We start from the raw sequence: 13,171 nt of genomic DNA, 5'->3' as shown, positions 1-13,171 counted from the left end.
AAATATACCTCCCCTAAAAATCACCTTTTAAATTTACGTTTAAAATTTTGTCCCTTGGAATAGCGATATCTTCTTCTTCACATTTTATCTTCAATTCATTTGAATTAAAATCTAGAAGTTCCCCCTCATATTTTTTCTTTCCTTTTAAAAGTCCTGATATATTAACCTGTACGCTATATCCAATGTATCTTTTTAAGTGTTCTTCCGTATATAGCTTTCTCTCTACACCTGGTGATGAAACTTCTAGGTAATAAGGATCTTTTATAGGATCTTCTTTATCCAACATATCACTAACTGCTCTACTTACACTTTCACAATCTTCTAATGATATGTTTCCTTCTTTTTTATCTATGTATATTCTTAAATAATTATTGTTACCTTCTTTTTTAAACTCTAAATAGTATAATTCATAATTTAAATTATTAACTATAGGTTGTATTAATGCTGACATTCTTTCCATAAAAGTATTTTTTGTCATTTAAATCCTCCTCCATTTACAGGTTATACGTTTATGTTATACAATCTTGCTAAAAAAAATGTTAAATAGCTAATTAAATTTAAAAACGCAACTTTCGCTGCGTTTTTCACAAATAGAAAGAGCGGGTTAAAACCCACTCCTACATTCTAAATAAACTTCTGTAGATTTACCATTTATATTTTAACACACTGTAATTTTTATTTCAAGAAAAATTATTCACAAGGTTACCCTAAATGTAAATAATTTGAATTAATCATGTAAAAATCAAATGTTTTTTATCTCTTCTATAAGTGATTCTACTAAATTTTCCTCACTTACTTTTTTTACTATTTTTCCTTTTTTAAATATAATTCCTTCACCTTTGCCACCTGCTATACCAATATCTGCTTCCCGAGCCTCACCTGGTCCATTTACTACACATCCCATAACAGCAACCTTTATGTTTTTATGCATATTTAAAAGTCTTTTTTCCACTTGCTCAGCTATTTTAATTAAATCAATTTCAGTTCTACCACAGGTGGGACATGATATAAATTCCACACCTTCTTTTATAATTCCACAGGATTTTAATATTTCTTTTCCCACTCTTACTTCTTCCACTGGATTTCCTGTAAGGGATACTCTTATAGTGTCTCCTATACCTTCCATCAAAAGAGTACCTATGCCTATGCTTGATTTTATAGTTCCTCGCCAAATAGTTCCTGCTTCTGTTACTCCAAGGTGAAGTGGATAATTTACAATTTGAGATATTTTTCTATAACTTTCTATCATTTGATTTACATTTGAAGATTTTATGGATATGACTATATCATAAAATCCTACGTTTTCCAAAATTTTTACATGTTCTAGAGCACTATCTACTAGTGCATCCGAACAAACTCTACCATATTTATTTAAAATATCCTTTTTTAATGATCCAGAGTTTACCCCTATTCTAATTGGAATATTAGCTTCTTTTGCTGCTCTTGCCACTTCTCGTACTCTTTCTATGCTTCCAATATTTCCAGGATTTATTCTAAGTGCAGATATCCCATTTTCTATAGATTTAAGCGCCAACTTATAATCAAAATGTATATCTGCTACAAGTGGAATATCTACTCTTTCTATGATTTTTTTCATGGAATTGCAAGCTATATCATCAGGCACCGCACATCTGACGATATCACAACCTGCTTCTTTTAGCTGAAATATCTGAGCTGTAGTGGCTTCTACATCCCTAGTATCCGTATTTGTCATAGATTGTACGGCTACTGGAAAATCTCCACCTAAAAATATATTGCCTACCTTTACTGTTTTCTTTTTTACTCTATTCAAAATTTCACCACCAATTTATTCAATTCACAATTAAGCATTTCTTAAAATTTTATAGGATAGAATATATCCTTTACGGTAACTAGTACCATAAGTGCCATAAGTATTGCAAATCCAACATAATTTATCGTTCCAACCTTATTTTCATCTACTTTTTTACCTGTTATTATTTCAAACAAAAATAAAAATATATATCCTCCATCCAAAGCTGGAAAAGGTATTATGTTAAATATAGCAAGTTGTATACTTATATAAGCTGAAAATGCCATCAAACTCAATATTCCTGCTTTTGCTGCTGCACCTGATATTTTTATTATAGTAACAGGTCCCCCTACATCATTCATAGATGCTTTTCCTCTAAATAGTGTTTTAAAAAAACTAAATGTCTGTTTGATTAGGGATTTAGTTTCTATAAACCCATAGGATACTGACTGCCCCAAAGTAGGCTTAGTGACTTGAGTTGATTCAATACCTACAACATACCTATTTTCTTTTTTATCTTTTATTGGAATAACTCTTACCTGATTTGTGTTTCCATTACGTTCATAAGTTATATTAATTGGATTTCCTCCTGCAGTATAAACTTCTGTTACAAAGTCTTCCCAGGTAGATATCTTTGAATTATTTACCCTAGTTATTTTATCTCCTAGCTTGATACCCGCTAAAGCTGCAGGTTGATTTGGCATTACTTTACTCACTATAGGAGACAGATACCCCCTCGCAGAGGCTATTATTGCAAATAGTATAACTCCAAGTACAAAATTCATTATGGGTCCAGCTGTTACTACACTAAGTTTTCTAAGAGGACTTTTATTATTAAATGCCCTAGGGTCATCACTTTCACCCTCATCACCCAGCATCTTTACATAACCACCAATAGGAAGAAGCCTTATATGATATTCCGTTTCCTTGCCCTTTATTCCAAAGAGCTTAGGACCCATTCCTATAGAAAATTCTTCTACTTTTACTCCATTTAATTTCGCCATAGTAAAATGTCCCAGTTCATGAATTATAATCAATACGCCAAAGGCTATTATCGCTGCTATTATATACAAATGGTATTCCTCCCAATTCTTATTTGATAAATTTATCTTTTACATATTTCTTAACTTTTATTTCTAGGTCAAGTAAATCATCCAGAGTATACGTACTTTGTGAAGTAAATTTATTCATACACTCTTCTAATATGTTGCCTATATCCAAAAAATTTATTTTATTAGCAAGGAATAAACTTACTGCTTCCTCATTTGCACAATTTAGTATAGCTGGCATTGTGCCTCCTATCCTCCCTGCTTCATAAGCTAATTTAAGTGGTCTGAATGTATCTGTATCAGGCTTTTCAAAACTTAAGTTTCCTACGCTATAGAAGTCCAATTTATCTATTACAGCTTCCTTTCTTTTCGGATAATTCAGTGCATATTGTATAGGTAACCTCATATCTGCAGTGGCAAGCTGTGCCATAACACTTCCATCCCTATATTCCACCATAGAATGTACTATACTTTGTGGATGAACTACAACCTTTATATTTTCATAAGGTAAGTTAAATAAGAAGTGAGCTTCTATAACTTCAAGTCCCTTATTCATAAGAGTAGCAGAATCTATCGTGAGCTTTTTTCCCATACTCCAATTTGGATGATTCAACGCCTCTTTTACAGTTACTTTTGAGAGTTGATCTTTTGTTTTTCCCCTAAAGGGTCCACCTGAAGCAGTTAAAATCAAATTAGCAACTTCGTCAAAATTATTTCCCTGAAGGCATTGAAAAACAGCACTATGCTCTGAATCTACAGGAAATATTTTTATATTATTTTCTTTCGATAATTTTGTAACCAGTTCTCCTCCTACAACTAATGTCTCCTTATTAGCTAAAGCTATGTCTTTCTTCGCTTTAATTGCTTTTATAGTTGGTACAAGCCCTATCATTCCAACTACAGATGTTACAACCATATCAACTTCAGGAAGACTAGCTATAGTATTTAATCCATCTACTCCAAATAATATTTTTGTATTTGATTTTTTATTACTAAAAATATCTTTTATCTTTAAATAAGATTCTTTTTCGGTTAGCACCGCATATTTGGGGTTAAATTCATCTATTATATGTAAAAGTTTATCTACACTACTATTTGCAGATACACCTATAAGCTGAAAATCTCCTTTTTGTTTTCTAAGTACATCAAGAGTTTGGGTTCCTATAGAACCTGTGGCTCCAATTATTGAAATTCTCTTCATTCATAACAACTCCTCATTTTCCTCTAGTCCTTATAACACATTAAATAAGATTTTTAACATGATTAACTATACCATATTTATGCTATAAAATAAATATGCACATGACCTATATTAAACTCATAGCTAATACATGAAATAAAATAATAGAGAAACATATCCTTTTTATAGAATATATTTCTCTATTATTAACTCAACTTTCGCACATATAAAATTTTTTTAATTAATAGTTAATATAGATTTTTTTCCGTTACACTTCAAAGAATCTTTGATTAAGCTTTTCATCACTCGTTTCGCTAAAGAGAAACATTGCTGATTTATATAAATTTAAGAATTTTTTGCGGTAGCTAAAAATCGTCCTTCACTATTAACTTTTAATTTTTAATTCTTAACTTGTTAAGATTTGGGTTCTAATTTATGTAACTCCTTCTCCCTTCGGTCGAATGAGTAAGTGACTCACACCAAATCAGAGATTTGGGTCCGCTACTTAAATTACAGCTACAAAGGTTAGATAATAATAAACTATAACTCCTGAAAAAAGTATGCTGTCAAATCTATCTAAGATACCACCATGACCTGGTATAAGGTTGCTATAGTCCTTTACTCCCACATATCTCTTTATAGAAGAAGCTGCTAAATCCCCGAACTGACAAAATGCTCCACAAATTACTCCCATTACTATATAATGATAAAATGATATAGGAACACCCCTTTGAATTGAAAAAAATCCAAAGATTCCACAAGCCACTGCACTACCAATTATTCCACCTATAGAACCTTCCACAGTCTTTTTAGGACTCACCTTAGGACATAATTTTTTCTTACCTAAAAACTTACCCGTATAATAAGCTGCTGTATCACAGCACCAGGAAGATATAACTATAATCCACACTAAATAGTTACCATAACTACTGCTATTTACTAAAACTATAGTGCTAAAAAATACTGCCACATATAGAAAACCAAACAAGGTAGTTGCTACATCTAAAAAATTATATTCCACATCTAAAACTGGAATACAAAGCGCCATAAAAATTGACACTATAATAGCAAAAAATACAAATTTATAATTTGCCTCTACTCTTAAGGTTATATAGTAGGATATGCAAAGTAGATAACCTACTATATTTATAGAATTTATATTTTTTTGTTTTATTACTTTATAAAATTCATACATTCCCATAAGAGAAATGATCATAATTCCATATTTTAAATAAATTCCCCCTAAGAATAATATTAAAATAAATGGTATGAGTGCAAATGCTCCTAAATATCTATTATTCAAAGCTCCACCTCCATAGAATAAAGTATCAATGGGGATTTTAAGCAAAATTATAACTTATATCCCCAATATACAGTTATTTTAATCCTCCAAATCTTCTATCTCTATTTTGATAATCAGAAATAGCTTTATACAGATGTTTCTTTTTAAAATCTGGCCATTTTATATCAGAATACCAAAACTCAGAGTATGCACACTGCCACAATAGAAAATTGCTTAAACGCTGTTCTCCACTTGGTCTTATTATAATATCAGGGTCTGGCATACCTTTAGTATACAGATACTTTGACACAGTTTCCTCATTTATATCTTCTTCATTTATTTTTTTAGATTTTATATCTTCATACATGAGCTTAAAAGCTCTCACGATTTCATATCTTCCACCATAATTTAATGCTAAATTTAAAGTAAGTCCAGTATTTGTTTTAGTTTTCTCACAAGATATGATCAATTGTTCTTGACAGGCCAAAGGCAGCTTACTTATATCTCCAATACAATTTATGATAACATTATTTTTATCTAATTCATTCAATTCCTTTTTTAAATATTCAACTAAAAGCCTCATAAGTGCACTTACTTCATCTTTAGGCCTTTTCCAATTTTCTGTAGAAAAAGCGTATAATGTTAAATAGTTCACATTTAACTTACTGCACTCTTTCACAATGTCTCTTATAGCTTCCACTGCTGCCCTATGTCCCATAGTTCTAGGTAAATTTCTTTCTTTTGCCCATCTTCCATTTCCATCCATTATAATAGCTATATGTTTGGGAATATTGTTTAAATCAATATGTACTTCTCTATCGTCCTGGTCTTCGTTTTTATTTAAATTAAAAAATTTTACCATAGTATACCTCATTTCAATACAAAGTTTTAGTTTTAATAAACAGAGTGCGTATGAGTATTAGAGGGGATAGTCATTAGATAAAAGCATATTTAGCAAAAACCTGCGGATTTGCGCAGGTTTTAAAAATCTAAATATATTTTTTATACAATAACCGCTTGCTTTATAGTGACATAATTTCATTTTCTTTCTTTTTAATTATTTCATCTATCTTTTTTATAAAGTCATCAGTTTTTTTCTGAACATCTGCCTCAGCCTTTTTTATTTCATCTTCAGAAATATCATTTTCTTTTTTAAGAGCTTTAATATTATCATTGCACTCTCTTCTTATTGCTCTTACAGCAACCTTTGAATCTTCTCCTGCTTTCTTTACATTCTTTACTATATCTTTCCTAGTTTCTTCTGTAAGTTCAGGTATAACCAATCTGATAACTTCTCCATCATTGGATGGATTTATACCTAGGTCAGATTTCAATATTGCCTTTTCTATTGCCTTTAAGGCCGTTTTATCCCAAGGTTGTATACAAAGTACTCTTGGTTCTGGGATAGATATGTTTCCCAATTGATTTATAGGAGTCATTGAACCATAGTATTCTGCCTCTATTCTATCAAGTAGTGCTGCACTAGCCCTCCCTGCTTTCATAGAAGCTAATTCACTTTTTAAAGCATCTATGGTCTTACCCATTTTTCCATCTGCTTTATTTAAAGTATCCTTGATCATAAGAAAATACCTCCTCATTTTTATTCTTTACAAACAAGTGTACCAATTCTTTCTCCAAGAACAATCTTTTTTATATTTTCTGGATTATCTAATCCAAATACTAATATAGGTATATCATTATCCATACAAAGTGATGTAGCTGTAGAATCCATAACTTGAAGTCCTTTATCCAACACTTCAATATAAGTTAACTTATCAAATTTTTGAGCGTCTTTATACTTATGAGGATCTTTGTCATATACACCGTCTACTTTTTTAGCCAAAAGTATAACATCTGCCTCTATTTCTGCTGCCCTAAGAGCTGCAGTCGTATCTGTTGAAAAATACGGATTTCCAGTGCCCGCAGCAAATATAACTACTCTATTTTTTTCTAAATGCCTCATTGCCCTTCTTCTTATAAATGGTTCTGCTACTTCTCTCATCTCGATAGCTGTCTGAACTCTAGTATTTACACCTAAGTTTTCCAATGAATCCTGAAGTGCCAGAGCATTTATACATGTAGCAAGCATTCCCATATAATCTGCAGTGGTTCTGTCCATACCCTCTCCGCTTCTTCCTCTCCAGATATTACCGCCACCTACAACAACTCCTACTGATATTCCCATAGATGTGAGTTCTTTTATTTCAATTGCTATACTTTTTGCTACATCAAAATCCAGTCCATATCCTTTTTCTCCTGCCAAAGCTTCCCCTGAAAGTTTAAGCATTACCCTTTTGTATTTAAGATTACCCATCTATATTATACCTCCAAATTATGATAAAATGAAATATAAAACTTAAAAAGTTCATACCCCAAAAAAAGAGAACACGGCGTGTTCTCTTTTCAGTTACTATTTACCTTCCATCTGCTTACGAACCTCTTCGGCAAAGTTTTCTTCTTTCTTCTCTATTCCTTCACCTTTTTCAAATCTAACAAAATCAGAAATCTTTATTTCAGCTCCAACTTCCTTTGATTTATCTTTAAGGTATTTATCTATAGTAAAATCTGAATCCTTAACCCATACTTGATTTACTAAGCAGTTTTCTTTATAATATTTTTGAACTTTTCCCATAACTATCTTATCAACAATTTTTTCTGGTTTTCCTTCATTTAAAGCTTGAACTTTATATATTTCTTTTTCCTTTTCTAAAGCATTAGTATCAACTGTATTCTTATCTAAGAATAGTGGATTAGCAGCAGCTACCTGCATAGCTACATCTTTTGCAACTTCCTTTAGAACAGGACTTTCATTTTCACATTCAAGTTTAACCAAAACTCCTATTCTTCCGCCGCCGTGAATATAGCTTTCGATTAAGCCCTTTGAAACAGAAAATTTCTTAAATCTTCTAAGTGTCATATTTTCACCTAATTTTGCAATTAAGTCTACTAATGCATCTTTTACAGTCTTAGTATCATCTGCTATATATTTTTCCTTTTCTAATTCTTCTACAGTAGTTGCACTTGTTAAAGCTGCCTGTTTTGCTATATTATCTGCAAAACCTACAAAATCTTCATTTACAGATACAAAGTCTGTTTCGCAGTTTACTTCTACTATTGAAGCAATTTTTCCATCCTCTGAAATGTATGTTTTAACTAGTCCTTCAGAAGCTACTCTGCCAGATTTTTTAGCTGCAGCTGATAGACCCTTTTCTCTTAATATTTCAATGGCTTTTTCAGTATCACCATTTGCTTCATTTAAAGCTTTTTTGCAGTTCATCATTCCTGCTCCGGTTCTTTCTCTAAGTTCTTTTACCATCTGTGCAGTTATCATAATTATATTCCGTCATCTAAAAGCTATAAATTATCCAAAAACGCAATAAAACCTTATAGCTTACTTCTCTGCTCACAGTGTCTGAAGTTTTGTCTTCTCTTGGTCTGACACTCCCAGAGCGTAAATTCGGATGCATTACACCCTACTTATATGGCAATCATAATTTTTAAGCAATTGCCAATCAACGGTTTTTCAGCTCCTCTCCTACTTGTATTCGACCTATATATAAACATTCTCTAATTTTCATATATTATTCTTCTTCAGCTAATTGTTCTCCCTGTCTTCCTTCCATTACTGCATCTGCAACTTTAGATGTAATTAATTTTACAGCTCTTATTGCATCGTCATTTCCAGGTATAACATAATCTATTTCGTCAGGATCACAATTTGTATCAACTATAGCTACTACTGGAATGCCTAAAATTTTAGCTTCAGATATAGCATTCTTTTCTTTTCTTGGATCAACAATGAAAAGTGCTCCTACATTTTCAGCATTCATTGTCTTTATTCCACCTAAATTTTTCTCTAACTTTTCTTTTTCATTATTTAACTTTATAACTTCTTTTTTAGGAAGAACTTCAAATGTTCCGTCTTCTTCCATTTTCTCTAACTCTTCTAATTTAGCTATTCTTGTCTTTATAGTTGCAAAGTTTGTAAGCATACCTCCAAGCCATCTGTTGTTTACATAATGCATATTGCTTCTTTTTGCTTCTTCTTTAATAGCTTCTTGGGCTTGCTTTTTAGTTCCAATAAATAATATATCTTTTCCTTCTGCTGCAATTTCCCTTATAAAATTATAAGCTTCTTCTACCTTTTTTACTGTTTTCTGCAAATCTATTATATAGATTCCATTTCTCTCTGTAAAAATATAAGGAGCCATTTTAGGGTTCCATCTTCTTGTTTGATGTCCGAAATGAACACCTGCTTCTAATAATTGTTTCATTGAAATAACTGACATTAATTTTTCCCTCCTAGGTTTTTCCTCCATCATCTTCATATTCACAAAATACCTTTTGGCACCTTTTTGTGAATTAGATAATGTGTGTATTAATTACCTTATGTAGTATACCACAAGGCTTAAATGTATTCAATAAAAAATTAGTATTTTTTATTTTATCCGATCGCTACCATTGCTAACCCCCATTTTCTTCAAAGTGGGCGATAAGCACTGCTACGTGCCTAGATAAGTTCTTCCCCTAAAGGATAACGTATTCTAAGTGCTAAAGACACTAAGAATACTGTTAATAAGGTTCAGTAGAGAAAAAGTATTCCTTATAAGCAAACTCCACCTGAACCTAAGAATCACTTTATCTTCTTCAACTCATCCATTAATTTTTCATTTAATATCTTAATATGAGTCCCCTTCATTCCAAGTGACCTAGATTCTATAACTCCTGCACTTTCAAATTTTCTAAGTGCATTTACAATAACAGACCTGGTTATTCCAACCTTATCAGCTATTTTTGATGCTACAAGTAATCCTTCATTTCCATCCAACTCACTGAATATATGTTCCACTGCTTCCAATTCTGAGTACGACAAAGTCCCAATAGCTAATTGAACTACTGCTTTCTTTCTAGCTTCCTCTTCTATTTCTTCATTTTTAGATCTTAATATCTCAAGCCCAATTATAGTTGCACTATATTCCCCTAATACTAGATCTTCATCAGTAAATTTTTCTCCAAAACTTGCTAATAATAAGGTTCCTAATCTTTCTCTATTACCTACTATAGGAACTATAGTTGTAAGCTTATTATCTATATCACAGGGAGTTCCATCTTCAAAAACACAAATTCCATTATTACTTAAATTGGCCAAAGTCTCATGTACATTTAAAAGCTTATTATTATACTGCTCAGGGAATTTCATTTCATTTATTACTTTCTCCTTAAGCATATAACATTCAAAACCATCTGGAAAATTATATCCTAATATTTTCCCTCTTCTACTTATAATATAAACGTTACATTCCAAAACTTCACTTAACAATTTACATATATCTTCAAAAGCTACTGGTTCTGTTCCTGACTTCTGTAATATCTTGTTCAATTTTCTTGTTTTGTCTAATAGTGTTGACATTTATAACCCTCCTTGTTACCACTGCATTATCTCTTACACATAAACATTGCATATACATTTCTACCTATTAATAAAAAAGATATATCTTTTGCAAATATCCGCATAAAAAATTTTCTTTAATTACATTATTAATAATTTAGACTTTTTGAAATATTTAGAATTATTCTTTATTCATTAATTATGATAACATAATAATGATTTTAATTCAATATAATCATTTTAATTCGACTAGATTTTACCTTTATTTACACTCGAAAATTATACTTTTAACTAGTTTTTATTTTAAATGTTTATTAAAATGTAAAATATATAACTTTTACTTAGCTGTTTTTTCATCTCCATCTTCTACAGCTTTATATTCCCTGTGTTTACATTCTGAATTAGAACATTCCAAATAGTTTCCTTTGGATTTATTATATTTTTTCACCATATAATTTCCACATTCCTTACACTTTTCGTTTGTAGGTTCAAACCAACTTACAAAATCACAGTCAGGGTAATTACTGCACCCATAAAACTTTCTGCCTTTTCTACTTCTTTTTATCAAAACTTTTCCCTGACATTTAGGACATTTTACATCCAACTCTTCCACTATTGGTTTTGTATTCTTACATTCCGGATATCCTGGGCATGCTAGAAAATCTCCAAATCTTCCATGCTTTATAACCATATTTCTACCACATTTATCGCACTTTATATCTGTAACCTTATCTTCTATAGTGATTCTAGCAACTTCCTTTTCTGCTATTTCAATGGATTTTTTTAAAGGCTCATAAAATTCACCTACTACTTTTCTCCAATCATCTTTTCCATCTTCAACACTATCTAACTTGGACTCCATTGCAGCAGTAAATTCCACATCTACTACCTGCTTAAAATACTGACTTACTATATTATTAACTATATCTCCTAGTTCAGTTGGAATTAAAGTTTTCTTTTCCCTCTGTATATATTTTCTATCCAAAAGAGTTGATAAAATTGGAGCATAAGTGCTAGGCCTACCTATTCCATTTTCTTCTAAGGTTTTTACAAGAGATGCCTCAGAAAATCTAGCTGGAGGTTGTGTAAAATGCTGCTTTCCATCTATAGACTTTCTTAATAATTTCTCTCCTTCTTCAAGCTTAGGGAGGGATATATCGGATTTTTCTTCTTCTGTGGCATATTTGTATACTTTCATAAATCCGTCAAATTTTATTCGTGATCCACTGACTTTTAATCCATAATTGCTATTCACTATATCTATGGATTTAACATCGATCTGGCAGGATGACATTTGACTTGCTACAAATCTATTCCATATTAAATTATAAAGTTTATACTGTTCTGGTTTTAAATTTTCCTTTGCTATTTCAGGTGTTATTTCTACATTAGTAGGTCTTATAGCTTCATGCGCATCCTGTATATTTTTTTTACTTTTAAAGTTTCTAGGCTTTTCTTCAATATACTCCTTTCCAAATTTATTTGCTACAAAATCTCTACAAGCTTCCTGAGCCTCTTGTGCTATTCTAACTGAATCAGTTCTCATATATGTGATAAGACCTATAGTTCCATACCCTTTTATGTCCACTCCTTCATATATCTGTTGGGCTATGGACATAGTTCGTTTAGTAGAAAAATTTAATTTTTTGTAGGCATCTTGCTGTAATGTACTTGTAGTAAATGGAGGAAGAGGAGTCCTATTTTTATTAGTATTTTTTATTGATTTTACAATAAATTGTCCTTGTTTTAACTCTTCTATAATTTTATCTACTTCATCTTTACTACCAATTTCAATTTTTTTCTTATTAAATGTAGTAAGCTTTACATTAAAACATTTACTCTCATTTTCTTTATGAAGTTCACATTCTATAGTCCAGTATTCCTGTGGCACAAAATCTACTATTTTCTTTTCTCTCTCACATATCATTTTGAGAGCTACTGATTGTACTCTTCCTGCACTTAGACCCCATTTAATTTTTCTCCAAAGTATAGGGCTTATCTTGTATCCAACTAGCCTGTCAAGTACTCTCCTAGCCTGCTGTGCATTAACTAAATTTATATTTATTAATCTAGCAGATTTTATTGAACTTTTTACAGCATTTTTTGTAATTTCGTGAAATTCTATTCTACACTTTTCATTTTCATCTAATTTTAACGCATGAGATAGATGCCAGGAAATAGCTTCCCCTTCTCTATCAGGGTCAGTAGCCAAATAGACTTTTTCACTTTTCTTTGCTTCTTTTCTCAGCTTATCTAAAAGCTCACCTTTTCCTCTTATAGTTATATATTTAGGAGTATATTCATTATCTATATCAACTCCCAGTTGACTTTTGGGAAGATCCCTAACATGGCCCATTGAAGCCTTGACTACATAATTTTTACCTAAATATTTTCCTATGGTTTTAGCCTTTGCTGGTGATTCAACTATAACTAATTTTTGTCCCATTTATATATACTCTGGCATATTTAAGCTCACTCCAGAGTGTACACCCCCCTTAGA

Annotated in this window: 12 protein-coding genes; all 12 read right to left on the bottom strand. The window is 31.3% G+C overall.

Annotated elements, in window-relative coordinates; translation table 11 throughout:
- Nucleotides 1–13 precede the first annotated feature (13 nt).
- Nucleotides 14–478: a ribosome maturation factor RimP gene (rimP, locus tag CLCOS_RS12905; protein WP_013237976.1), complete on the bottom strand. Its 465-nt coding sequence runs from the start codon at nt 476–478 to the stop codon at nt 14–16.
- A gap of 264 nt (nt 479–742) precedes the next feature.
- A complete protein-coding gene (ispG, locus tag CLCOS_RS12900; RefSeq protein WP_063600198.1) occupies nt 743–1,792 on the bottom strand; it encodes a flavodoxin-dependent (E)-4-hydroxy-3-methylbut-2-enyl-diphosphate synthase in 1,050 nt (349 codons plus the stop codon).
- A 41-nt stretch (nt 1,793–1,833) separates the two neighbouring features.
- Nucleotides 1,834–2,844, bottom strand: coding sequence for an RIP metalloprotease RseP (rseP, locus tag CLCOS_RS12895; RefSeq protein ID WP_013237974.1), 1,011 nt, complete (start codon nt 2,842–2,844; stop codon nt 1,834–1,836).
- A 19-nt stretch (nt 2,845–2,863) separates the two neighbouring features.
- Nucleotides 2,864–4,021, bottom strand: a complete 1,158-nt coding sequence (locus CLCOS_RS12890) for a 1-deoxy-D-xylulose-5-phosphate reductoisomerase (protein WP_013237973.1) — start codon at nt 4,019–4,021, stop codon at nt 2,864–2,866.
- A gap of 484 nt (nt 4,022–4,505) precedes the next feature.
- The gene (locus CLCOS_RS12885) at nt 4,506–5,303 is read right to left on the bottom strand and encodes a phosphatidate cytidylyltransferase (RefSeq protein ID WP_013237972.1); all 798 of its coding nucleotides are present in this window, start codon (nt 5,301–5,303) and stop codon (nt 4,506–4,508) included.
- 73 nt (nt 5,304–5,376) lie between these two features.
- Nucleotides 5,377–6,144: an isoprenyl transferase gene (locus CLCOS_RS12880; RefSeq protein WP_063600197.1), complete on the bottom strand. Its 768-nt coding sequence runs from the start codon at nt 6,142–6,144 to the stop codon at nt 5,377–5,379.
- A gap of 160 nt (nt 6,145–6,304) precedes the next feature.
- Nucleotides 6,305–6,862, bottom strand: coding sequence for a ribosome recycling factor (gene frr / locus CLCOS_RS12875; protein WP_013237970.1), 558 nt, complete (start codon nt 6,860–6,862; stop codon nt 6,305–6,307).
- A gap of 20 nt (nt 6,863–6,882) precedes the next feature.
- Complete coding sequence (gene pyrH, locus CLCOS_RS12870) at nt 6,883–7,596, bottom strand: UMP kinase (RefSeq protein WP_013237969.1); 714 nt, start codon at nt 7,594–7,596, stop codon at nt 6,883–6,885.
- 96 nt (nt 7,597–7,692) lie between these two features.
- Nucleotides 7,693–8,613 carry a translation elongation factor Ts gene (gene tsf, locus CLCOS_RS12865; protein ID WP_023163124.1) on the bottom strand — a complete coding sequence of 307 codons (921 nt, stop codon included), beginning with the start codon at nt 8,611–8,613 and terminating at the stop codon, nt 7,693–7,695.
- A gap of 250 nt (nt 8,614–8,863) precedes the next feature.
- Nucleotides 8,864–9,571: a 30S ribosomal protein S2 gene (rpsB, locus tag CLCOS_RS12860; protein ID WP_063600196.1), complete on the bottom strand. Its 708-nt coding sequence runs from the start codon at nt 9,569–9,571 to the stop codon at nt 8,864–8,866.
- A 344-nt stretch (nt 9,572–9,915) separates the two neighbouring features.
- A complete protein-coding gene (gene codY / locus CLCOS_RS12855) occupies nt 9,916–10,692 on the bottom strand; it encodes a GTP-sensing pleiotropic transcriptional regulator CodY (RefSeq protein WP_013237966.1) in 777 nt (258 codons plus the stop codon).
- 316 nt (nt 10,693–11,008) lie between these two features.
- Nucleotides 11,009–13,117, bottom strand: a complete 2,109-nt coding sequence (gene topA / locus CLCOS_RS12850; protein ID WP_013237965.1) for a type I DNA topoisomerase — start codon at nt 13,115–13,117, stop codon at nt 11,009–11,011.
- Nucleotides 13,118–13,171: the final 54 nt, after the last annotated feature.

Origin of the sequence: Clostridium coskatii, from assembly GCF_001675205.1 — a bacterium.
Lineage (GTDB): Bacteria > Bacillota > Clostridia > Clostridiales > Clostridiaceae > Clostridium_B > Clostridium_B ljungdahlii.
Note: the sequence above shows the minus strand (reverse complement) of the source record. Positions and strands in the feature narration are given on the sequence as shown.